Raw genomic sequence first — 23,221 nt, 5'->3', positions numbered from 1 at the left:
AGAAGTAGAAAATTGTGGCTCTCATAAAAAAAGCCCACCATTTGGCGAGCTTTTAAATTAACTTAGTGCTTTACATACACTTCGGTCACTATAGCAGAAATATGCCATATACCTTGTACAGGGTCAATGATTAGTTTTCGTTATCTACTTTAAGCGTTCATACATCTTATTCATGACTTCGTACGCTGCTGAGAACCCCCATAATGACAGCACCTCCTCATACTCCTCGCCGTCCCACTCCTGAAATCTTGTATAAGCTGTCGATCCAGCTCGCATTTCATTTATAATTTTAGCTGCAGATGTTGAGTGAAAATAACCTTTCGTCTTATGTGCGCTGTTTTTATCAATTCGGATGTAATTATAAATATAGTTATTTAGGCTTTTTAATTCTTTGGATACCGCCAACATAGTTCCATACTTCTGGGATTTCATAACTCCCAGCTCATATTTATTCAAAAAACATGTTTTTGCATCAGTAATTCGATCTTTACTACAACTAACCTTCCAACTATTTTTATGTGATTCCTTATCATCTATATCTGCAACTAATGCCGATTTTTCAAAGATATTTAAATACATTCTAATGTTATTAGCGAATAGCCTAGTTTCAAAATAATCACCACTTTCTCTATCGTAATAAACAGATGAATCCGTATAAAGAGGTGAAATTTTAAGTTTTTTATAATCTTCAGGAAGTACCGCCTGCATCCGATTATCAGTCGCACGTACGTCTAAATCAACATCATTTGCTGGTGTAGAAACACTAAGCTCAGTTTTTTGAATGTCTTCAGATGAATAAGCACCGTTAACCAACGTTTGAGTTAATTGCTCAAGATGATCTTCAGATGAGGTACTTTGCGCACTAACATTAGATGTTATCAAACATAATGGTATTAAATAAGCAAATGCTACCCTAGGTGACTCCAATTTATATTTTTTATAATTCGTAAACTTCATTAGTAATTTCCATAAGTTATATAATTAATAATATTTCAATGTCTGATGTTTTGCATATACTTTTATTTCAAAACCCTATAAACCCATACCGGACATGCAGCGCTGCCAGCCCACATTTCACATCCATCCTTGAATCTATCTGACTGCGTTCTTCAGTAACCATCTCAGACCATGAAGCCCCATAAAAATACCGACTAATAATCGCATCCATCCAATCATCAAGAATTTCAGACTGCCCCTGCATATCCAAAATTAAACGCTGTACAGCCCGAGCTTCATTGTCATCTATTTGGCAAGTGATTCTGGTACGTTTCGGTTTTGGCGGTTCGAAATCTCCAGTTAAATAATCTGCAATGATCTGCTGTTGTTCTTGCTTATTGAGCTTTTTAAACTTGCTCGCTTTCACTGCGCTATCCATTGCAACCGCAATCGGATTTACACTACGGCCACCACGACCACTAGCGGTATAGATCCAAGCCCCAAACTGATAAAGCCAACCTTCCAAGTCAAATCGCGACCAATCTACTGACTGCATAATTGTTACTGATGCATTCATCCTAAATCCCCTATCATTTTCTCAATTTGCTGAATCGCCTTACCGCTTTTCACTTGCTCTGTACTAAACCGAATTACCTGATAACCCAGCATGGTTGCTGCGTTATATTTCTCCATATCCCCGATATAACCTTTTCCCCTTGTATGCCTACCGCCACTCCAGATACCACCCTCAACCTCAACTAAGATCATCTTTCCTTTTAGATGAAAGTCAGCTCGCCATTTCCGCTTTGGGTGAAATTTAAATTCACGCTCAAATTCAATTTTTAAAACCTGCAGTTCCATTGCAAGTTTCGCTTCAAATTCATTCGATACTTGCCCACCCTTAACACTCAGTCTTTTTGGGCTTCGCTTAGATTTCGTAGTACCAATCATTTTCTTGTATTCAGCAATTGAGTAGTTGGTCACTACTTCACCCCAAATAATTCTTTAGCCATACCAGTTGCTTTAAATTTATTGTTAGTTGTCCTTTCCAGATAACCAATTTCAACCAAGTCATTCAAGCATCTGCGGATCGTCCATTTAGTTGCACCTAGCACACAAGTGGATATATCACCAACTCTGAATTGATCTGGCGTATGCACAGCAAAAAGCAAGATGTCAAAGCGGTTTTCAAAAATGTGTCTTGAATCATTTCTCATGCTGCGCCCCACTGAGAACCAATAAGTAGCCCTTCATCACAATGCTTACATCCATCAAAATCATACGGATTATGTTGCCAATTTATTTTTCCGCATGCTGGGCAGTTAAATCGTGTCATTGGATTTACTATTCGACGTCTACGCTTTTTTAAGCGTTCTGGTGTTTTTAGTCCTGCCGCCGTGACCATTTTTCTCTTATTCAGCAACGAAGCGTTAAATGTTCGACGTTTCATTTTGTCTGCCAATTCAAAAGGTACCACTACATAATCAACATGATTTATACACTCTGCAGCTGTGCGACTAATAATCTGTGCATGGATAAAATTTGTTGAACGTCTCCCATTCATATCAACCCAATACACATCATTTCCGTCAAAAATTCCCTTGATAAAAACTACATACTTATCCGATGGTGTTAAATCTGAGATTGCTGGTAAACACTGATGATCTACTTTTGCTATGGACAATGAATCAATATGGTCAGCAGAAATTGGGTATTCGCCATCACGAGATAACTCGTATTCTTTTTGGGCTTCTTCGAGAGAATAAACATGGGCTAAATCTAAATTTGATGTATAACCCTTGCCATCAATCGCATGAAAAACCATATTGGATCCTGTATTCCCATGCGGTGAACGTAAATAAAATCTATCCTTCACCCCCCCCACCTCCTACACGTTGATCCGCCCAGTTGCACTCAACCACCGTTAAACCATCATGCTGAAAGCGTGACCAGAGACGATCACCCAAATCCTTCTGCAGTTCTGCCAAGGTCAAATTTGAAACAATCATGGTTGCCTTACCTGCGTCATAACGTGAATACAAAACCTTGTGTACTAGCTGTAGGCGGTTCTCATGACGGTCATGCAAGCCGTATTCATCCAAAATGAGTAAGTCGTAATCTGTAAAGCGGTATACGGCGCTACTCTCGCTGTCATCGGGTTTCTTCCAGGCATTGGCAATCTCATTGGCCATGTCTTCAGACGTGATGTAACGGACCTGAATTCCCTTGTTCAGCAGAGTACGTGCTGTAGCACAGCTGAGGTGTGTTTTTCCCGTACCTGTTTTGCCAGTCATGATCAGATTGCGTTTGTGGCCAACGATCATTGATTTAGCAAAATTCACACAGTTGGCCAGCGCTTTGGATTGGCCATCATGTGTAGCTTGGTAATTTCTAAAACCTGAATCCTTGTGACGTGCTGGAATCATTGCACCAGCGAAATGCAGTTCACGTACCATCTGGTCTACGTGCTTCTGGCGTTCACGGTTATTTTGATTCACGTTGTTTTTAGCGCATTCAGGGCAAATCTGATTTGGGCCAGCTTGTACCATGTGAACTTTGTGTTCAGGGCAGAATGCTTGCACCTGAGGAAAGCTCATTGAGATCATCGCGTTCATTCGAAATCCTCCGGTATGTGTACGTGTGTTGGTGCACCTGTTGGTTGTGGAAATGAATTCCATGCATCGTTCACATTGCGAGAGTTTGGTTTTTCAGAAGTACGAGGTTTTGATTTTTTTGCTTCGCGTTCTGCATTGGCCAATTGTTTTTCAAATTCTTGAAAAATCCATTGTGCGAATTTGCGCAGTTTTTGGTTATCCGTGATTTGGTGATTGTTTTCGTGGTGAGCGTTGAAGTTCCCCAGATGAAATTCAAAATCTGCCATGCCTAGCATTTCAGAAACTCGTTGTGAGTGCTTCGTGGTTTTCAGAGCTGTTGCCAGTTGTTCAAGATTTGGTTTCCATGCTTCTGAATTTTAATTTTCCGCGGGCGCGTTCTTGTGTGTGTTTATATCTGTAGTAATCTCTGTAGGAACGAATTGCGCATCTGTATCTCCGCGGAATGCGCTTTCGTATTCCCCCGAATTGCGGATTCGTCGTTCGGGAAATGCATCATCCGTATTTCGGGAATTACTCTCTTTTTCCTTGCTAATTTGATCGGAATTTATACAGCCTTCAAACCATAAATCGAACGCTTGAATGTTTAATTTGAAGTATAATTTATGCTCTAAACGCTTCTCAGTTTCACTCAAAATACCTAAATTTTTAAGCAGTGTACGCGCGGTTGTCTGATGTCTATAAGTCAGACCAGTCTCCATCAACCACTCTTCAGCTGTCTTGTATACACCTAATTCATTGTCGGTTTTATCGTGCCAGTAAATAAGCTGACTCAAGAAAATACCAGCCAAAGGGTTGCCAAGGTAAATACCAAGCTGTGGGAAGTACGCAATCGCTCTCCCAAGCCCTTTCAAGGTTGAATAATGGCTCACTTAGCACACTCCAATTTAACCAAACCACGCTTCTCCAACTGACGAATAATGCGGGGCTCGATAAATTCATTGTTGATTTTGTAGCGTGTTCTGGATTTTTCTTTGACCTGAATTAGCGGTATTCCATCCTGTAATTGACGGCGTATCGTTATAGCTTTTTCACCCATTTGAGTGGTGTGCTCAATCACAAAAAATGCTTCTTGCGCCTCAATAGCAGCATTCATTACAGACAATGGCATTGCTGCCAATTCTTTGGCTGTGTAAATTTTCACGGGATCAAGCAAAGGAATAATCACTTCAATAGGTGCTGGTGAAACCGTGATATCTTGTTTCTTTTTGGTGATTTTTTTCATAACACACCACCTTTAATATTTAAGAAAGCACCTACTCTGTCGCCCTCATATTTCAGCTCATCAAGCAAGTCTTGTAGTCCAAATTGATTTGCTCTATTTATGAGATAGTGAATAAATTCATTTTTTTCATGATCACTACCATCTTCGTCACAATCGCATTCACACTCATGGTTTTCACACTCAGAGCAATGGAAATCAACACCGCGATCCGTCAACTCTGCAGCAATTGATTCAAGATCACTTTCATCTGCTTCGTTTATGAAACTCATCACATCATCAAGTGTCATACCCCACCTACCTTTTTATTAATCTGTATAAAACGGCCAAACATCAGAATCTTTTCAGCGCGTAGTAAGCTGGAGATAATTTCCCCTGCATACCATGCCGAGATCCGATGTTGGGTTATGAGCATTTCCATAAACTCATCACGGGTGACTGCCGCATTTGCTTCGTCACGGTTAATCTTGCGCAAATTGGCCTTTCGGATATCCAATAGACCATTAAGCGTTCTGAGTGCTGGGTCATACCAGCTTTGTACGCCTTGTAGGTACTTGTGCTCTGGCTGTTTTTGAATTGCCTTGTTGGTGATCATGGGACCTCCGCAAGCGCTTGCTCAGCTGTTGTCAGCCTACGTTTAGCCAATACCTCTGCCACAGATGCCCCACGAATCAAATGCGTGAGTGCAAAGCTTCGATTGCCGTTGAGTAGCACACCATCACCTTGAACTTTATGCACAGTCATTAGGTGGTCTGGTTTATTTGGGTCTGTAAATACCACTACGTCGCCCGAGATGTATTCAGCATATTCATAGGTGCGTTTTTCGTGGTTCTGTGTTAAATTCTTTTTCATATTCAATTCCCTGTAGTTTTGAATTAGAAGCCTGATGTACGAGATCAGGCTTTTTTATTGCTCTACGCATTTGTTTATCTGCATTTCTAGTTCGGCCAATATCTCGTGTAGCAGATGAATGACCTTTGACATGTCTATGGCTTCACCACGAGTGATCCGACCGTCTGCCATCATTTCTTTGAACTGTGCACATATATCCCCACCACCCATTCCAATACTGAGTACTAGGTCTGTGAGTGCTGTATCTCGGCATTCGGGTATACATGGCAAGTTAATGGCCACTTTTCCGTGTTGGGCATTCAGCGTTTGTAAAATGCGGTAATCCCCTGTCAGCTCCATAAGTTTTGAAGCCTCAAGCAAGGTGATGTGGTGTGTTTCCGTATTGGGATTCACTTTGCTATTGAGTACTGCTGGGCTTTTTATGCCCATTCGTGGCGCTAGTGCGTTCGCTCCACCTTGGTAGTCGTGAACAGTGTGGTAAGCAGCATCCAATATGTTCATAGCGATTCCTTTTGAACGTGGTTATTGGAGGGCTGGGTTATTACTATTTTTAGTAGAACGCTTAATTGGAATTTGACCTTTGGCCAAATCACGAATTTGATATTCACGCATTAAAGGAATTTTCTTTTCTGGCCACTGACTAATAGCCTGAGAGCTTATTTCCAACTTCAAAGCCAAATCTGCGACATTGCAATTCAAAAGCTTTAGAGCTTCTTGTTTTGTCATTAATTTCACCCACAAAGGTAACTTTTCTTACCTTATTAAACAACATAAAACTTACCTAGTCAAATGGTAAGATTCCTTACATCAATAATGGGCTAAATTTATGGAAACTCTTGGTACACGCCTAAAAGCATTAAGAAAAACGAAAAAGGTAACTCAACAGCAGCTTGCTGATGCAATTGGTGTGTCTAAAACTTCTGTAATTTATTGGGAAAAAGATGACAATCTCCCTAAACATGAAAGCTTAATGGCCTTAGCTAAAGTTTTATCGGTAACATCTGACTTTCTACTCACTGGCAAATCATCAGGTGATTTGGGGTCGAATATCTCTGCTCCTTTTCCAATTGCTGGTCGCCTTGTCCCAGTAATTTCATGGGTTCAAGCTGGAGCATGGACCACTGTAGATTCTGTGCCTGCGGGTACACAGTTTGATGAATGGTTACCACCAAACCCTAAGTGTGGAAAAAATGGCTATGGCTTGGAAGTGGTTGGCGAGTCAATGCTCCCTGACTTCCGCCCTGGCGATAAGATTTATGTGAATCCTGACTTTCAAATAACAGATTTAAAAACAGGTGATTTAGTTATTGTTTCCTGCCAAGGAGACAGTGAAGCGACATTTAAGAAGCTCATTGTTGAAAGCGGAAATATGTATTTGCAGCCTTTAAACCCAGACTGGCCAGAGAAAACTATTGCTTTAGAAGATGGTTGTAAATTGGTTGGTAAGGTTGTTGGGCTGTATCGGGATGTTTAATTATTAGTCCTTAGAGGCTTGCTTTAAAGCTTCAACAGATCTATTCTCCTACTTTCATAATCTTTGTTATTTTATTTATGGTAAGTACCAAGTATGGCTTTTGAAATATTCAATGATGATTGTATTAACATCTTGAAAACGCTAGAAGATGGTCATATTGATCTTACGATCACCTCTCCACCTTACTGTATAGGTAAGGCATATGACATACACACTACACTTGAGGGTTTTATTGAAATCAATGAACCTGTAATCAAGTTAATTTGTGAAAAAACTAAACTAGGTGGCTCGGTATGTTGGCAAGTCGGCCATCATGTTTTAAAAGATGAAATTGTACCTTTAGACTATATTGTCTATGACATTTTTAAACGTGTTTGTCCTGAGATGAAACTAAAAAATAGAATTATTTGGACTTTCGAGCATGGTGCTAATTGCAGAAACCGTTTTAGTGGTCGTCATGAAACAATTTTATGGTTTTCTAAAGGTAAAAGTTGTTATTTTGATTTAGATGCTGTTCGAGTAAAGCAGAAATACCCTGGTAAAAAATATTATAAAGGTCCCAAAAAGGGAGAATATAGTGGTAATCCGTTAGGAAAAAATCCTGGTGATGTTTGGGCAATCCCAAATGTAAAAGCCAACCATATGGAAAAAACTGCCCATCCCTGCCAATTCCCAATCGCACTCGCTCAGAGATTAGTTAAGGCATTATGTCCTAGAAATGGAATTGTATTAGATCCATTTATGGGATCTGGTTCAACTGGTGCTGCGGCCATTTTAGAAAATAAAGATTTTGTTGGTATTGAACTTGATCCAAATTATTACGAAATAGCAAAAAATAGATTAAATGATGCTGAAATAGGCCTACTTAAATATAGAGAAATTGACAAACCCATTTTTGATCCTGCAAATGCCGGATCGGTAGCAAAAGATCCTTTTATTAATGGAGCATTAAATGAAAATTCCAGCAATTAAATTTCAACAACAAGATAACTCTCTATACATTTTTAAGATAAAAGCCTCTAAATTATATGAAATAGTTGCTATTAATCAACGTGAAGATGATAAAGATACAGGATATCAACGAACACTATCAATTTCGAGAGCTAAAGCAATTTCGAAATATATAACTCAAAAGCAAAGACCAATAGCTCCAGGTCTAGTTGTTGTATTCGAAAATTCATCTTTTGATGAAAACGAGTCCACTATTACAATTCCTGATCAAACAAACGCTGGATGGGTGATTGATGGACAACATAGATTAAGAGGAGCTAAATTAGCAGCGGATGAAGGAATCGATATTGAATTGGCTGTTATTGCTTTTCTAAATTTAAGTGAAAGTGATCAAGTCGAGCAGTTTATTACAATTAACCAAGAAGCGAAGAGTGTCCCTGCTTCTCTATACTTAGACCTAAAAAGACAAATACCAACATTAAATGCAAAAACTGCGACAGAAGTTGCTAAAGAAAAAACTGTAGATATTGCAGATGTGCTCAGAAAAAATCCTAAAAGTATATTTTTTGAAAAAATTGCAGTTACATCTTCACCATCAAAAGGTCAAATTTCCCTTAACAACTTTGTTAGAAAAGTGCATCCTCATTTAGTGGAGGGAAAAGGCGCTTTTGCAACATATACCAGTCAGGAAGTAGCTATCATTCTAGACAATTACTATAAAGGCTTATCCAAATATGAACCTGATTTTTTTAAGTCTGCTGAAAAGAATATTTTCTTTAAAACTTTAGGCTTTGGGGCATTAATAAATGCTTTACCAACTTTTTTTCAATGGGTAGCCAAAGAATATAATAGTACATTTACTATTGAAACTGTTGAACAAGGGTTTCTTAAAATTGATCATACTGATTTTAATTTTACTTCTTGGGAAAAAGCAGGAACAGGCTCAGATGCTGAAAAAAGAGCTGGTACTGATTTAATTAATGCTATTGAAGATGGTTTTACCCATGGTGGTAGTGAATCTAAAATTAAACTATTCTAAATCACATGAGTAAATCTAAACACCCTATAGATTTATCTCTAAAAAAGCTCAAACATAGAAATGGGCTTTTTTTAGGAGATATTTGGTCTTATCACCTTGTTGATAACAATGATTCTATTCCCGTTCAAGATACTCTAGAGTCTTTAAAAGATAAATTAGAGTTTCATCAAACAGAAAAAGAAAGGCATATTTCAGAAGTAACTATTCCCACTTCTTTAATTAACGAAAGCAACATACTCGTACATAAAGCATTGGTTACTGGAAGGAGCTTTATGCGTGATCTTAATAGTGGGCAACATAGTTATGCTGAAGTAACTGCATACAATGGATGTTTATTTTGGGCAAGATGCATTCTCCTTTATCTAGGTATTTGGGTCTCACCTAAAAAGTTACATGAGTCTTTTTGGATAATTGATATTTATCCTAGTAAAGAAAAATCCATAAACGGTATGTTTAACTTTATAAAAATTGGAAATAAGCAACCCGGTCACATTGAAATATGGTTGATTTTAAAACGCATATTGAATACATCGAAAAATTTACCATTTGACCCACATTTCCTAGCCTTTATAGATGAAATTGATGAGACTGCTATTGGTTTTAAAAGACATCAACTTCAATATTTAAATAATTTTTGGATTAATTCTGATGATTTAACTAAAGACTGCATAAGTATTGATGACTTATCTTGGGTTAAAGGATTTACTCCTGATATTTATGCTAAATTAGATTTGAAAGATAAATCTTCAGATAATTCTCTTATTTATTTCTATTTCATCTTGGCTAGAAATTGCTATTTTTTATTAAATAAGATAAAACCAAGCTTACCTTCTATATTTAATGAAGAGTTTGAAGAAATTAATAATTCATTTAATCTGATCCAGATTTTGAATCAAAAAAATTGGTTAGATCAGTTAATTGATGACTTTTAACAAACCCCACCCAACCCATCCCTATGATGGGTTTTCTTTTCCTATTTCCGCCTATAATTCATCAACCAATAACAACAAAACCAAACCATGAAAACAAAAATATTCACTACCCTACTTCTAACTCTTTCAATCACCGGCTGCCAGAAACAACCAGATCAATCAGCATCTGCCAACACAACTGATCCCGTAGCAAAAGCCCAATTTGAGAAGTCGGATGCAATCATCAATACCTACTTAGACAAGCTGGATAGTGCAGACACTCCACAAACGGAAAGAACTCAAATCCTCTGTAAAGACTACCCTACAGAATACAAAACCAATTACATACCAGCCTTACTTAAATTGTCACCAACTGAATATACGCGGGCAAAACTGCTGAAGGATCTGGACATAGCTTTGGACTACTATAAGAAAAAAGACAATGTGCAGTGCTGAAATAATTTGATTAAACAACCCACCACCACGGTGGGTTTTCTTTTGCTTACTATAAATCAAAAAGCATATAAAGTAACTTTTATTACCAAAATCACTTGACTCGATAGGTAAGTTAACTTACCTTTATCTCACAGACAACAAAAAAGCACACCGTCCTTCTAACTCCGATGTGCTTTGCAAACTTGCGAGATAAGTATGAACAAAACCTTAACCCCAATCAATAGCTTTAAAGTAACTCTTGTTACTTCTGCTATCGCGTTTGGCGCTTTAGCCTTCGCATATAACCCAGACTTCAGCATTCAAACTGCAAAGCAAACAGCTCCTGCACAAACTGCAGTTGCAGCCATGCACTTTACCTCTGCTAACTCTGGTACCGCAGTCATCCGCTTAGACGGCTTCACCCTAGACGTTAGCTTTAACTTCGAACGCATCAACGACTCATACGGTGTACCTGGTAGTGAATTTACCAATGCCGATATTACAAATCTATCTGTAGACAAAGTCATGGATACATCTGGCTATCCAATCCGCGACTTTACCGACTTCAATGACCACTTGACCATCAACGCAATGCTGGTTGCTCACATGCTTCAAAACAAAATGTTGGAGGCTGTTTAAATGAATACAAATAACAAACCTTTCCGTAAAGATTTAGGCCTTGATGATACAGGCTTCCACCGCATCCGTATGGGCAACACAGTTTACTGCGTAAAAAATAATGTCATTTACATCTTGTCTGCAGATGGCCGACTCACCCAAGTAGATGAAAGCACGCTTAGTGCCAAGTCTTGGATCCGTCGCAATGTAAATGAAGTGCTTGGCCAAAACCTAAAATTCAAAGCGCATTTTGCATTCAAAAGCCGTCGTGGTTACGTGATTGATGTGAATGGCGTGCAGTACACAGCACGTGTATCTACATATCCTACCAGCGGTCTAGATAGTTATGTCAGCTCCCCTTATGCACCAATCTTTATGTTTAGTAGCCTGCTGGTGAATGACAACGGTGTATTGCGTGCTGTCACTGAAAATGAGGTTAGCAATCCTGAATTTCAGCGCGTATTTAAAAACTGCCTAAACGCTCGACGTCGCATAGACCGTATTGAGCAACGTGTTGCTTTGAATACCCCAAGCCGAACTGCAGGTGCTCAGTATCGCAAGCATAAATCTTTATGCATTAAGCGCTCTGCTTGATTAAGGAGAATAAATTATGTCTATTCAAATTATTCCAGCAGATCAAGCCTTAAACGTCAGCGCGATTATTACTTACATCTATGCCGATCCGGGTGTGGGTAAAACATCACTGGGCTTTACAGCGGATAAAGCGATTTCTTTCGATTTTGACCGTGGTGCACACCGTACTGGTGAGCTACGTCGCGGTGCCGTAGTGCCAGTGCAACAATGGGCTGATATTGAAAATATCAAAGAGCAGGATCTTGCTCCATTCAACACAGTGGTCATTGATACGGTTGGCGCAATGCTTGAGTCAATTAAGACTCATTTGCTGAAAACTGCAAATAACCGTCAACAAGATGGTGCTTTAAAACTTAAAGCCCAAGGCTTGGCCAATATGAAGTTTAAGCAATACATCTATACCCTACTTAGTTTTGGCAAGGATGTGGTGTTTATTGCCCATGCATCGGAAGATCAAAACGGCGATCAAGTGATTTACCGTCCTGAATTGGGTGGTAAAAACCGCAATGAGCTGTACCGCATTGCTGACATTATGGGGTATTTGACCACTGTTACTACTGGCGAAGGCAAAAATGCCCGTGTCATCAATTTCAAGCCATCACCAACTCATCATGCAAAAAACTCAGGTGCATTGGGCGGTGAAACTGGTGAAGTTTGGTTGCCTGACTTAAAAACCAACCCTACCTTTTTGGCAGATTTGATTGCTCAAGCCAAGGCACATATCAACACATTAACCCCTGCGCAATTGGCCTCCGCTAAAGCACTTGAAGACTTGGACAATTGGAAACAAAGCTGTGAAGAAGCTTTGTATGCAAGTGATCTAAACCAATTAACCGAGTCACTTGATAAAAGCCACATGTATTACCAAAACATGCGCCAAGCCATGCTATTCAAGGCAAAAGAGCTGAACTGTACCTTTGATAAGCATAAAGAAATGTGGATTAGCCCGCCCGAGTTTAATGCCATTACAGATGCTCAACGCGATGACCTACAGGCATTCATTGCTGAACGTGGCTTAGATGTGAAAGCAGTGTGTGAGCACTTGGGCATTGATTCATTAATGCAAATCGATTCAACAAAAATTCAAGCTGTAAAACAAGACATTGATCAACTCGCTAAAGAAGGAACTCAAGCATGAATATTTTAAATGGAACTAAAGCCTTTGAAGCAATGTCTGCAGGTCAAAAAATTGAATGTCGTCATGTTGGATCTGATCTAGATTTTGATGAGATTCGCAATTTCCCTGCAACTGTTTTTATTGATCAAGAATATGAATTTCGTGTTGCTGTTGTTTATATGCTGATAGGTGCAATACGAGTACCAGAGGCTACAAAAGAAGCACCAGCAAAAGGAACGCTATGCTTCACCCCTTCACTTTTAACAACTGAGTTGAGTAAATCATTCAAATGGAAAAACTCAGACTTGGATTTAGCATTGTTACAACGTGGCCAAGTTCATTTGTACAAAGAAAATGCTGTTATCCATGCACAAGCCCTCATTACGATTAGTCATGGATCATTCAAAGCAGACGAAGCTTCTACAGCTGACAATGAATTGCCTTGGGAAGATAAAAATGTCCAAAATCCAACATCAAATGATGTTGAAGAAAAGACATCTAGAAATCAACTCAACACAGAAGAAGATCCAGCTGAACAGGATCAAGCTTTTATACAGCGGTCTTCTAAAATTAAAGATGATTTTATTCACATGTTTAGCACGTGCAAGACAGAGAAAGATATCAATGGCGTTCACGGCATGGCACTTGTGAATAAATTGCTGACCAGCTCAGACAAAGCTCTTATCACGGCATATCGGGAGTATTTAAAAAGCTTAAAAGAATTATTGAGCAGTGTAGCCAATTCGAGCACACCTGCAGAAGTAAATGCGCATATTCGCGACACAAAATCTTGGACAGAAATCCAGCGAAAACCTTTGTTAGATGCGATTCATAAGCGCCTGCAAGAACTTGCGCCAGCAGAAGCTGAAATTAAAATGCCTCCATCCCTGATGGTCCAAATTCAAAATGCGCCAGATCTAACAACACTGGATGCATTAGAGATTGATGTATCTACACGCCATGTGGATATTCAGCCAAAGCTTATGGGCTATGTGAAGCAACGTCGCTTTGAGCTTGAGAATCAAGCAAGTGAGGCTTCTTAATGTCTTATCAATACTCATCAATTACCCGCGTGCTGATTATTCAGCACAACGGTCGGGTAAAAAGTTACCGCAATATCAATCTATTTGGGATTGAGGATTGTATTAAGCAGTTTGTAGCTAGCTGGGGACATCGCCATGGTTGAGCAAATCAAAGTTATCACACGACTTCCCAATGAACTTTGTACTGCATTCATGGAATGGTTAGTGCGTGGTGGCCATGACATCAAAGTCAAAAAGGATCGCATTGTAATTAAAAAAGCCCAGAAGACTGGTGAAATTATTGCGAAGCGTGGCTCAATCCAAGCCAGTTACGCTATGAACGACTACATGATTGAACGCTTTAAATTATTTAGCTTGCAGTGGCTGAAGTATGGCAAATCGTGGGTTGAAGAGTTGGATAATTCAATGATGTGCAAATTTGCTGAAGTACAGCGTCAGATCAATTTAGCGAAGGTGGCGTGATGGATATTTGTTTGGTCAAAGTATCTGAATTTATCAAAAGAGTGTATGGCGATCAGGGAGCAACACCACCCACTCGCCAAACCATTGTGCGACAATGCCGTCTTGGTCAATTGCCCGCAGAGCAAAAAGGTAAATTGTGGTACATCAAATGGAATATTTACCAGAAGCAAACTGGTGATGATCTTGTTGATAAGGTTTTAGGAAGTTAAGCGCATGGCACGACCACGCACCAAGCGAAATAAAGATTTACCTGCAAATCTATACCGAAATACCGGAAATGGATGGCGCTATCGTCATCCGTTAACTGGTAAATGGCACAGTATGGGTAATGAAAAAGCGAAAGCAATCACTGCTGCACGTAAATTGAATGACATACTAACCCCTTCGACCGATCTTGTTTCAGTGGTTATGGGAGAAGTAACATTCGGTGAGTTTTCACAAAAGTTCTTGTCTGAAAAACGTCGAAAAGATGGACGTTCTCTCGCTCCAAACTCTATTAAGACGTATACACATAGCTTAAATCGCTGTAGTGAATGGAGCGATAAGCCATTGTCATCAATCACCCTATTTATGACAAATAAGCTACTTGAAAGCTTACCCGCTTCAACAAGCATTGAAACCCGAAGTTTATTGATTCAAATTTTTGATTTGGCAATCAGTAAAGGATTAGTGACAGAGAACCCGGCTGCACAAACCATTAAGCGCTTCCGTGTTAAACAACGTAAACGCCACACACTTGAAGGTTTGGCTAAGATTCGTGATGCTTCCCCTCAATGGTTAAAGAATGCTATTGATTTAGCAATGCTCACAACTCAACGACGTGTTGACATCATCAATATGAAATGGACAGATATTGTTGATGGTTATTTACATGTCGCACAACAAAAAACTACTGATGATCCTGAAGATGAATTTGAGCTATTGGAAGGTGCAGGTTATGTTCGAATCAAAGTGAATGCAGAATTGCAGGCGGTTTTAGATCGATGTAAAGATAATGTCCTTAGCCCCTTCATTATTCATCGTGTGCCGAAGGGTAAAACGAAAAATAAAAGTCAGCTTAAAGAGCATTGGTCACAGGTAGAGGCACCTTATGTTTCACGCGAATTCCAAAAAGCGCTTCAAATTTCAAACGCCTATCCTGATCTAAGTGGACGTCAGTTACCGAGCTTTCATGAGATTCGAGCTTTATCGATTCACTTGCACAAAAAATCAGGAAAATCTGCTCAAGTATTAGCTGGCCATGCTACAGAAAAAATGACTGAAATGTATGCCTCTGGGCATGAGATTATTTGGAATGATGCTGACGTTGGAATTGAATTGCCGTTTAAATAACAACCGATTATCACTACAGAAGGCTCTACTACATGAGCCTTTTTATTTGCCTTTTTGACAGAGAAAACCTTAGCAAAACTATACTGTAAGTTATTGTTTTACATAAATTCCATAATTGCCATTTTTGACACTATTTTAAGCAAAAGAAACAATATAAAGATCAATAAAAATAGATACTTAGAAACAATTCACAACCATGTTAAATAAATATCAAACATTTAAACAACCTTTAATTAAAGCACTGTTTTTTATATTTTATTTTCGAATTGCACCATTAATGCAAAACGCAAATAAAGTTCAAAACATAAATAAGACAGGCATTTTATCAAGTATAAGGATTTATTCAATGCTCATAAGAAGATTAAAGATACCGTTGATACAACTCGGCTTGACGACTCATACGCTAAATTAAATACAGTACATGACAGATCTAAGTATGAACTAGCTTACTGACACGGCAGTAATCATCATTTTACATTTCACGTTTTTAGGGTTCTTTTTTTGTGCACTTCAAATACTTAAATATTTCATGAAATTCATTGCCTGTCATCAGGCCTAAAAAATTTCACATTATATTATTAAAATCAGATATTTGTTTGACCCTTTCACCCCATTTTAACAGCGAAACTTTATGGACACGATTAAAGAAACGAAGCCCGAAATTAGCTTTAAAGAAGCTATCTTATTTTGGTTAAAACTTGGTTTTATTAGCTTTGGTGGGCCAGCGGGTCAAATTTCCCTCATGCATCAAGAACTTGTCGAACAAAAAAAATGGATTTCAGAAAAACGTTTTATGCATGCATTAAATTATTGCATGCTGTTACCTGGGCCTGAAGCCCAACAACTGGCCATCTATATGGGCTGGTTAATGCATAAGACAAAAGGTGGTGTTATTGCTGGTTTATTTTTTATTTTACCTTCACTTTTTATTTTAATAGGTCTGTCGTGGGTCTATGCTCAATTTGGCAATATCCCCATCATTGCAGGCCTATTTTATGGCATTAAACCAGCTGTTACTGCTGTCGTTTTTCATGCCACTTATCGTATTGCACATAAATCACTTAAAAATAATTATATGTACTCAATTGCATGTATTGCGTTTATTTTAATATTTGCATTTAAAGTTCCCTTTCCTTGGATTGTACTTTTAGCTGCAATCAGCGGTTATGTACTCAGTAAATTTAAAGCTGAGCTTTTCTCAGACAATCACCAAAGCACAAACTCAAAAAGTTATGGCCAAGCGATTATTGACGATCACACGCCAGCACCGCAGCATGCCATTTTTAAAGTGTCTCGACTGATTCAATTATTAGTTTTTGCTGCAGTACTGTGGTGCCTACCTATGAGCATACTGACAATAATTTATGGCTGGTCGCATGACTTCACACAAATGGCTTGGTTCTTTAGCAAAGCCGCTCTAATGACATTTGGTGGCGCATACGCAGTTTTACCCTATATGTATCAAGGCGCTGTAAACTTTTATGGTTGGTTAAAACCAACACAAATGATTGATGGTTTAGCATTGGGTGAAAGTACACCCGGTCCACTGATTATGGTCGTGGCTTTTGTTGGATTTATGGGTGGATATAACCTTGAACTACTCGGGCCTGAACATACATTTATTGCGGGTGCTTTAGGTGCAATGATTGTTACATGGTTCACTTTCTTATTTTCATTTGTATTTATTCTTGGTGGCGCACCAATGATTGAATCGACACATAATCAAATTCAATTTACAGCACCTCTTGTAGCAATTACAGCTGCAGTGGTGGGCGTCATACTAAATTTAGCCATTTTCTTTGTATACCATGTACTATGGCCAAAAGGTTTTGATGGGGCATTTGATTACATAGCAGCTATCATAACGTTCCTTGCCTGCATTGCGCTCTTTAAATTTCATCAAAGCGTATTACGTGTCATTGGCCTAGCTGCTTTACTTGGCATATTCATTCAACTCAGCAGGTAAAAATAAGCAGATCATTGACCTGCTTATAACACACCATGTTTATACTGCCGCTTGTAGCCTGCAACTGTGATTAATTTCAGCAGAAACATGTACAATTTCTTCATGGATGGATAGTGCTTTGCGAACTTGATCCGCAGTTATATTCATGTTGCCTACGTCTAAGGATAGAATACAAGAAAATTTGCCTTTACCCACCTTCCATACATGAATATCCGTAATCACAATTCGGCTGTCTAAATCTTCTATGACCTCTTGAATTTCTTCAACGACAGGATGCTCCATTTCTGCATCCAGTAAAGTTTTAGCTGTTTCGCGAATGAGCCCCCAAGACCAATGTGCAACCAAAATAGCACCAACAATTCCCAGCACTGCATCTAAAAAATCCCAACCAAAATATTTAGCTGCAAACAATGCAATGATGGCCAATACAGATGTTACGGCATCAGCTACAACATGCAAAAATGCTGCTTTTTGATTTAAATCATGATCATGCTGTTCATCTTCAGCGTGGTGGTGATGGCCATGACCGTGATGGTCGTCATGCTCATGATGATGGTGGTGGTGGTGGTGACCACTATCATGCAATAACCATGCGCAAACAAAGTTAACAACTAAACGGCTTTGTTGCACAAACCTATCTGTAAAGGCTTTTTCAGCGATATAATTTTCAAATGAAGAAGCCTACACACAAAATCTATCGCACAACCAATTGGCCCGCATATAACCGAGCACTCATGAGTCGCGGAAATATTGCCATTTGGTTTGATCCTGCTACGCAATGGTATGCTCCATCAAAAGGCAAACAAGGGCGAAATCAAACCTACTCCGACGCAGCTATCCAATGCTGCTTAATGATTAAATCCTTATTCCGTCTATCTTTACGTATGGTCACTGGCTTTGTGCAAAGTCTGATTAAACTTTGTGGATTAAATTGGACCGCACCAGATTACAGTACGCTTTGCAGAAGACAAAAACATATTGATATTGCGATTAATTATCAAAAAAGCAGTGGTGGGCTTAACTTGCTGGTAGACTCTACCGGTCTAAAGTTTTTAGGTGAAGGTGAATGGAAAAGGAAGAAACATGGACCTGAATATCGTCGCCAATGGCGTAAACTTCATATTGGTATAGATGCTGAAACCCTTCAAATACGCGCTATTCAACTCACTACAAATAATGTGAGTGATTCACAAGTGCTTGGTGATTTACTCGATCAGATTCCACAAGATGAGCAGATTGACTCTGTTTATACCGATGGAGCTTATGACACCAAGCAATGCCGTCAGGTCATTGCAGATCGGCAAGCGCATGCGGTGATTCCACCTAGAAAAAATGCGAAACCATGGAAAGATACAAAGATCAGCTCGCTAGCGCGAAATGAATTACTTCGAACAGTTAAACGTTTAGGCAGGACATTATGGAAAAAATGGTCCGGCTATCATTGCCGAAGTTTGGTCGAAACTAAGATTCATTGCATCAAATTATTGGGGGATAAACTCAGTGCAAGAAAATTTGATAGCCAAGTCAATGAAATTCATGCACGTGTAGCAGTCCTCAACAGATTTACGGAATTAGGTCGACCACTTACCCAAGTTACGCCTTAAATTTGGCTCAATTAGGGGGCTTTGTATTTCAAATCTTTGTGCAACAAAGCCACGTCCAACTAGTACTGAATAATTTTTAAAATTTATTTCATTAGCATTCGTAATATTTCTAAAGTTTTGAATATCAAATTTAATTAATTTCATAAAAAAAAGCCCCACCTAAGTGAAGCTTTTATAAACTACTTTATCTTAATTATTAATTATTAATTATTAATTATTAAGATAATTGAGCAGCAGCAATTTTCTTCGTATCAACTTCTTTAGAAGCGTCAGTATACGTTTCCATTTTGTCGAAGCTTAAGTATTGGTAGATGTCAGCAGACATGCTATCAATTTGAGCTGCATATTGTTGGTATTCTTCTGGAGTTGGTAATTTACCAAGTACAGCAGCAACAGATGCAAGTTCAGCAGAAGCTAAGTAAACGTTAGCGCCTTGACCTAAACGGTTCGGGAAGTTACGAGTAGAAGTCGAAACACATGTAGTGTTCGGAGCTACGCGCGCTTGGTTACCCATACATAATGAACATCCTGGCATTTCAGTACGAGCGCCAGCTTTACCATAAATGTTGTAGAAACCTTCTTCCATCAATTGACGCTCGTCCATACGAGTTGGAGGAGCCAACCATAGACGAGTAGATAAAGAACCACCAGGAACTTTGTCTAGAAGTTTACCAGCTGCACGGAAGTGACCGATGTTAGTCATACATGAACCAACGAATACTTCGTCAATTTTCACGCCTTGAACGTCAGAAAGCAATTTAGCGTCATCTGGGTCATTCGGGCAGCAAAGAACTGGTTCAGTGATTGTAGAAAGGTCGATTTCGTACACTTTAGTGTATTCAGCGTCAGCATCAGCTTTAAGAAGTGATGGGTTAGCCAACCATTTTTCCATGTTCTCTACACGACGAGCCATAGTACGCGCATCGCCATAACCTTCAGAGATCATCCACTTAAGCATAGTGATGTTCGAACGAAGGTATTCAGCAACTTTCTCTTCAGAAAGTGTGATTGAACAGCCAGCTGCAGAACGTTCAGCAGATGCGTCAGAAAGTTCGAACGCTTGCTCAACAGTAAGGTCAGTTTCCATTTCTGTAAGGTCGATCTCAAGGATACGGCCAGAGAAGATGTTCTTCTTACCTTTTTTCTCTACAGTTAAGTCGCCTTGCTGAATCGCAACGTAAGGAATCGCATGTACTAGGTCACGTAGAGTGATACCAGGTTGCATTTTACCTTTGAACTTAACAAGAACAGACTCAGGCATGTCTAGCGGCATAACGCCAGTTGCAGCAGCAAATGCTACAAGACCAGAACCCGCTGGGAATGAAATACCAATTGGGAAACGAGTATGCGAGTCACCGCCAGTACCTACTGTATCTGGAAGAAGCATACGGTTTAACCAAGAGTGGATAATACCGTCACCTGGACGTAGTGATACACCGCCACGGTTCATGATGAAATCAGGAAGCGAGTGTTGCATTTGAACGTCAACTGGTTTTGGATAAGCAGCTGTATGACAGAAAGATTGCATAACTAGGTCAGCAGAGAAGCCTAGGCAAGCTAAGTCTTTCAATTCGTCACGAGTCATTGGACCTGTTGTATCTTGAGAACCAACAGTCGTCATCTTAGGTTCACAGTAAGTACCTGGAAGTACACCTTGACCTTCAGGAAGACCACAAGCGCGACCAACCATTTTTTGAGCTTGAGTGAAACCTTTACCAGTAGCTGCAGGTTGAACTGGAGTACGGAATAAAGTTGAAGGTGCAAGACCTAGCGCTTCACGAGCTTTAGTTGTTAAACCACGACCAACGATAAGGTTGATACGGCCACCAGCACGTACTTCGTCTAGAAGAACTGGAGTTTTAAGTTCAGATTCAGCGATTTGAGCGCCATCTTTGAACGCAGTAACTTTAGCAGCAGCGTGATCAATCTTAAGAACGATTTCGTCGCCCATGTTCATGTTTTGAACATCGATTTCTACTGGTAATGCACCAGCATCTTCCATTGTGTTGAAGAAAATCGGAGCAATTTTAGAACCTAAGCAGTAACCGCCGTCTTTTTTGTTCGGGATGTGAGCAATTTCTTCACCGAAGAACCAAAGTACAGAGTTAGTTGCTGACTTACGAGAAGAACCAGTACCAACAACGTCACCTACGTAAGCAACTTGGTTGCCTTTCGCGATAAGGTCTTTAATTTGGTTAAGCGGACCAACTTCACCAGGAACTTCTGGGTTGATACCGTCACGTACGTTTTTAAGCATTGCGTTAGCGTGTAACGGAATGTCTGGACGGCTCCAAGCGTCTTGTGCAGGTGACAAGTCGTCTGTGTTAGTTTCGCCAGTTACTTTGAAAACTGTAAGTTTGATTTCTTCAGGAACGTCTTTACGACTAGTGAACCATTCAGCGTCTGCCCAAGATTGCATAACTGCTTGTGCATTTGCATTGCCCGCTTTTGCTTTATCAGCAACGTCGTGGAACGCATCAAATACAAGAAGAGTTTTCTTAAGCGCGTCAGCTGCAAGTTCAGCAAGCTCAGCATCATCAAGAAGAGCAACTAAAGGAGCAACGTTATAACCACCAAGCATAGTACCTAGTAGGTAAACCGCACGTTCTTTAGTTACAAGTGGAGAAGTCGCTTCACCTTTTGCCAAAGCAGCTAAGAAAGCAGCCTTAACGTAAGCAGCTTGGTCAACACCTGCAGGAACGCGGTTTTCAAGCAAATCAACTAAGAATGCTTCTTCGCCAGCTGGTGGATTTTTTAATAATTCAACTAATGCAGCTGTTTGAGCGTCATCAAGTGGCTTCGGTGGGACTCCGAGTGCGGCACGTTCTTCAACGTGTTGGCGGTAAGCTTCTAGCACAGTGTTATTCCTCTTTTTTAAAAAATTACTCACGAATTCCTGCTTTATAAAAGCTTCACAAGTAATATGGACTGCTAAATTTTACTAAAATTCCAGTTAAAAGTTAATGCAAGTAAAGTGTTTCTTTGTGATGCCCGTTATTTTGTAAATAAATGGTATCGATTTTGCTTAATCTACAATCAAATTCAACAGTTATTGCATGCTTTTCACTCACAAATTAACTTTGAAGTGGAATTCACCCCATAAAAAAAGGCAACTAAATGTTGCCTATATTTTTTAAGATTGGATATTCCACCTTAGTGTACTGTAGTTGCCGAAATATATTGGTTTAATTCTGTACGACTGCCACTAAATTTCACCTGACACTGGTCTTCAAATCTACCGCAGTGCTGATTACTTGCGAACGAAATATCGACTTCGCAACGCGATGTTCCCTGCATAATATTATGCTTAAAATAAACCTTGTCCCCAATGCTCAGCACATAATTTACGCCACCAATAATGACAAGGCCCTGTTCATCTTCCAAAAGTAAATCTGCATGGTTCATATAGCCAACAACATCCATTTGCTACTCCTTTTAATGCGGATCTTCAAAATCATTATTCATTAAAAAGATAAGCTTTTCTATATTTTAGAAATAGGTTTTGTGTCAATTTGTGATCACATTCTGCTTAGGCTATTTATAAGTATTCCTGTCTATACATAAAAAAATAGATACCCATAAAAAAACCGTTCAAATATGAACGGTTTTTGTATCAAGCTACACGCTTAAAATGGTTTGTAATCTGGCATTTCGTCATGTGGCGTTGCAATACATTTGGCTGTAAATTCAGCTCGGATTTTTTCGCGTGATGCTTCTACATCATTTTTGATCGCATCTTCAGGCAAGGCATACACTTCGTCAATAATACTGATCAGAAACTTTTTCGTAGTTTCATCTTCAATTTTTGAAGCATGTTCTACTGCTTTGTCTTTTTCAATCGCATTTTGACGATCTAACATTACAGTACGTGCAGCATTACCCACACTACGACAATAACCATGCCATTGCTCTTCAGGTGTTAATGGTTTCTTTTCGGCACAACCAACCAAAGCCACCAAAACAGATAAAGCGAGTAACTTTTTCATGAATTTCTCCTTACGACAGGCAATATAAAAGATCGCTCGGCTTTTGTCATGTAAATAATGAGAGCAT

At 39.3% G+C, this 23,221-nt stretch carries 31 protein-coding genes and 1 pseudogene; 14 read left to right on the top strand and 18 right to left on the bottom strand.

The genetic code is table 11. The annotated features are described in order from the left end of the window. Positions 1-144: 144 nt before the first annotated feature. From HYG93_RS05595 to HYG93_RS05530, 14 genes are all read right to left on the bottom strand, one after another. Positions 145-957: a hypothetical protein gene (locus HYG93_RS05595; RefSeq protein ID WP_178961978.1), complete on the bottom strand. Its 813-nt coding sequence runs from the start codon at positions 955-957 to the stop codon at positions 145-147. Positions 958-1,024: 67 nt separating this feature from the next. Beyond that, complete coding sequence (locus HYG93_RS05590) at positions 1,025-1,513, bottom strand: hypothetical protein (protein WP_178961976.1); 489 nt, start codon at positions 1,511-1,513, stop codon at positions 1,025-1,027. Continuing rightward, complete coding sequence (locus tag HYG93_RS05585; RefSeq protein WP_178961974.1) at positions 1,510-1,920, bottom strand: hypothetical protein; 411 nt, start codon at positions 1,918-1,920, stop codon at positions 1,510-1,512. The genes HYG93_RS05590 and HYG93_RS05585 overlap by 4 nt, the downstream gene beginning before the upstream one ends. After that, complete coding sequence (locus HYG93_RS05580) at positions 1,920-2,153, bottom strand: hypothetical protein (RefSeq protein WP_178961973.1); 234 nt, start codon at positions 2,151-2,153, stop codon at positions 1,920-1,922. Before HYG93_RS05580 ends, HYG93_RS05585 begins: the two co-directional genes overlap by 1 nt. Next, complete coding sequence (locus HYG93_RS05575) at positions 2,150-2,761, bottom strand: hypothetical protein (protein WP_178961971.1); 612 nt, start codon at positions 2,759-2,761, stop codon at positions 2,150-2,152. Before HYG93_RS05575 ends, HYG93_RS05580 begins: the two co-directional genes overlap by 4 nt. 40 nt (positions 2,762-2,801) lie before the next feature. After that, positions 2,802-3,551, bottom strand: coding sequence for an ATP-binding protein (locus HYG93_RS05570; protein WP_178961969.1), 750 nt, complete (start codon positions 3,549-3,551; stop codon positions 2,802-2,804). Beyond that, positions 3,548-3,826 (bottom strand): hypothetical protein, encoded by a 279-nt coding sequence (locus HYG93_RS05565; protein WP_178961967.1) that lies wholly within the window; start codon positions 3,824-3,826, stop codon positions 3,548-3,550. Before HYG93_RS05565 ends, HYG93_RS05570 begins: the two co-directional genes overlap by 4 nt. 81 nt (positions 3,827-3,907) lie before the next feature. After that, positions 3,908-4,420, bottom strand: a complete 513-nt coding sequence (locus HYG93_RS05560; RefSeq protein ID WP_178961966.1) for a hypothetical protein — start codon at positions 4,418-4,420, stop codon at positions 3,908-3,910. Beyond that, on the bottom strand, positions 4,417-4,773 hold the full coding sequence (locus tag HYG93_RS05555) for a hypothetical protein (RefSeq protein ID WP_178961964.1): 357 nt from the start codon (positions 4,771-4,773) through the stop codon (positions 4,417-4,419). Before HYG93_RS05555 ends, HYG93_RS05560 begins: the two co-directional genes overlap by 4 nt. After that, entirely contained in the window at positions 4,770-5,060 is a 291-nt protein-coding gene (locus HYG93_RS05550) for a hypothetical protein (RefSeq protein WP_178961962.1), read from the bottom strand. The genes HYG93_RS05555 and HYG93_RS05550 overlap by 4 nt, the downstream gene beginning before the upstream one ends. Beyond that, a complete protein-coding gene (locus tag HYG93_RS05545; protein ID WP_178961960.1) occupies positions 5,057-5,365 on the bottom strand; it encodes a hypothetical protein in 309 nt (102 codons plus the stop codon). Before HYG93_RS05545 ends, HYG93_RS05550 begins: the two co-directional genes overlap by 4 nt. Further along, positions 5,362-5,622 carry a hypothetical protein gene (locus tag HYG93_RS05540; RefSeq protein ID WP_178961958.1) on the bottom strand — a complete coding sequence of 87 codons (261 nt, stop codon included), beginning with the start codon at positions 5,620-5,622 and terminating at the stop codon, positions 5,362-5,364. Before HYG93_RS05540 ends, HYG93_RS05545 begins: the two co-directional genes overlap by 4 nt. 54 nt (positions 5,623-5,676) lie before the next feature. Then, a complete protein-coding gene (locus tag HYG93_RS05535; protein WP_178961957.1) occupies positions 5,677-6,123 on the bottom strand; it encodes a phage regulatory CII family protein in 447 nt (148 codons plus the stop codon). A gap of 21 nt (positions 6,124-6,144) precedes the next feature. After that, positions 6,145-6,348, bottom strand: coding sequence for a Cro/CI family transcriptional regulator (locus HYG93_RS05530; RefSeq protein ID WP_178961955.1), 204 nt, complete (start codon positions 6,346-6,348; stop codon positions 6,145-6,147). A 100-nt stretch (positions 6,349-6,448) separates the two neighbouring features. Here HYG93_RS05530 and HYG93_RS05525 point away from each other — a divergent pair, with 100 nt between their 5' ends. The 13 genes from HYG93_RS05525 to chrA all read left to right on the top strand — a co-directional run bounded on the left by HYG93_RS05525 (position 6,449) and on the right by chrA (position 17,564). Beyond that, positions 6,449-7,096, top strand: a complete 648-nt coding sequence (locus HYG93_RS05525; RefSeq protein WP_178961953.1) for a LexA family transcriptional regulator — start codon at positions 6,449-6,451, stop codon at positions 7,094-7,096. Positions 7,097-7,189: 93 nt separating this feature from the next. Continuing rightward, positions 7,190-8,068: a site-specific DNA-methyltransferase gene (locus tag HYG93_RS05520; protein ID WP_111884011.1), complete on the top strand. Its 879-nt coding sequence runs from the start codon at positions 7,190-7,192 to the stop codon at positions 8,066-8,068. Then, entirely contained in the window at positions 8,049-9,086 is a 1,038-nt protein-coding gene (locus tag HYG93_RS05515) for a DGQHR domain-containing protein (RefSeq protein WP_111884010.1), read from the top strand. The genes HYG93_RS05520 and HYG93_RS05515 overlap by 20 nt, the downstream gene beginning before the upstream one ends. 5 nt (positions 9,087-9,091) lie before the next feature. Beyond that, positions 9,092-10,018 (top strand): hypothetical protein, encoded by a 927-nt coding sequence (locus HYG93_RS05510; protein WP_111884009.1) that lies wholly within the window; start codon positions 9,092-9,094, stop codon positions 10,016-10,018. Between the two features lie 87 nt (positions 10,019-10,105). Further along, the gene (locus tag HYG93_RS05505) at positions 10,106-10,453 is read left to right on the top strand and encodes a hypothetical protein (RefSeq protein WP_178961951.1); all 348 of its coding nucleotides are present in this window, start codon (positions 10,106-10,108) and stop codon (positions 10,451-10,453) included. A gap of 195 nt (positions 10,454-10,648) precedes the next feature. Then, positions 10,649-11,071 (top strand): hypothetical protein, encoded by a 423-nt coding sequence (locus tag HYG93_RS05500; RefSeq protein WP_178961949.1) that lies wholly within the window; start codon positions 10,649-10,651, stop codon positions 11,069-11,071. After that, complete coding sequence (locus tag HYG93_RS05495; protein ID WP_178961947.1) at positions 11,072-11,644, top strand: hypothetical protein; 573 nt, start codon at positions 11,072-11,074, stop codon at positions 11,642-11,644. A 16-nt stretch (positions 11,645-11,660) separates the two neighbouring features. Further along, entirely contained in the window at positions 11,661-12,782 is a 1,122-nt protein-coding gene (locus HYG93_RS05490) for an ATP-binding protein (protein ID WP_178961945.1), read from the top strand. Further along, a complete protein-coding gene (locus HYG93_RS05485; protein ID WP_178961943.1) occupies positions 12,779-13,804 on the top strand; it encodes a hypothetical protein in 1,026 nt (341 codons plus the stop codon). Before HYG93_RS05490 ends, HYG93_RS05485 begins: the two co-directional genes overlap by 4 nt. Positions 13,805-13,939: 135 nt before the next feature. Then, positions 13,940-14,266, top strand: a complete 327-nt coding sequence (locus HYG93_RS05480; protein ID WP_178961942.1) for a hypothetical protein — start codon at positions 13,940-13,942, stop codon at positions 14,264-14,266. Next, on the top strand, positions 14,266-14,475 hold the full coding sequence (locus tag HYG93_RS05475) for a hypothetical protein (protein WP_106986592.1): 210 nt from the start codon (positions 14,266-14,268) through the stop codon (positions 14,473-14,475). The genes HYG93_RS05480 and HYG93_RS05475 overlap by 1 nt, the downstream gene beginning before the upstream one ends. Positions 14,476-14,479: 4 nt before the next feature. After that, the gene (locus HYG93_RS05470) at positions 14,480-15,598 is read left to right on the top strand and encodes a phage integrase Arm DNA-binding domain-containing protein (protein WP_120365429.1); all 1,119 of its coding nucleotides are present in this window, start codon (positions 14,480-14,482) and stop codon (positions 15,596-15,598) included. A gap of 631 nt (positions 15,599-16,229) precedes the next feature. Further along, a complete protein-coding gene (gene chrA, locus HYG93_RS05465; RefSeq protein WP_120365430.1) occupies positions 16,230-17,564 on the top strand; it encodes a chromate efflux transporter in 1,335 nt (444 codons plus the stop codon). Between the two features lie 39 nt (positions 17,565-17,603). On the opposite strand, the pseudogene HYG93_RS05460 reads toward chrA, so the two are convergent. Further along, positions 17,604-18,179: pseudogene (locus HYG93_RS05460) on the bottom strand (cation diffusion facilitator family transporter); the annotation flags it as partial. 56 nt (positions 18,180-18,235) lie between these two features. On the opposite strand from HYG93_RS05460, the gene HYG93_RS05455 reads away from it, so the two are divergent. Then, the gene (locus HYG93_RS05455) at positions 18,236-19,168 is read left to right on the top strand and encodes an IS5 family transposase (protein WP_120365431.1); all 933 of its coding nucleotides are present in this window, start codon (positions 18,236-18,238) and stop codon (positions 19,166-19,168) included. 217 nt (positions 19,169-19,385) lie between these two features. On the opposite strand, the gene HYG93_RS05450 is transcribed toward HYG93_RS05455, so the two are convergent. The 3 genes from HYG93_RS05450 to HYG93_RS05440 form a co-directional block, all read right to left on the bottom strand. Next, positions 19,386-22,025, bottom strand: coding sequence for a bifunctional aconitate hydratase 2/2-methylisocitrate dehydratase (locus HYG93_RS05450; protein WP_120365432.1), 2,640 nt, complete (start codon positions 22,023-22,025; stop codon positions 19,386-19,388). Between the two features lie 296 nt (positions 22,026-22,321). After that, positions 22,322-22,591, bottom strand: coding sequence for a hypothetical protein (locus tag HYG93_RS05445; protein ID WP_117007113.1), 270 nt, complete (start codon positions 22,589-22,591; stop codon positions 22,322-22,324). 203 nt (positions 22,592-22,794) lie between these two features. Next, complete coding sequence (locus HYG93_RS05440; RefSeq protein ID WP_106984846.1) at positions 22,795-23,154, bottom strand: hypothetical protein; 360 nt, start codon at positions 23,152-23,154, stop codon at positions 22,795-22,797. Between the last annotated feature and the right edge of the window lie 67 nt (positions 23,155-23,221).

Origin of the sequence: Acinetobacter sp. SwsAc6 (assembly GCF_013391565.1) — a bacterium.
Taxonomy (GTDB): Bacteria; Pseudomonadota; Gammaproteobacteria; order Pseudomonadales; family Moraxellaceae; genus Acinetobacter; species Acinetobacter cumulans.
Note: the sequence above shows the minus strand (reverse complement) of the source record. Positions and strands in the feature narration are given on the sequence as shown.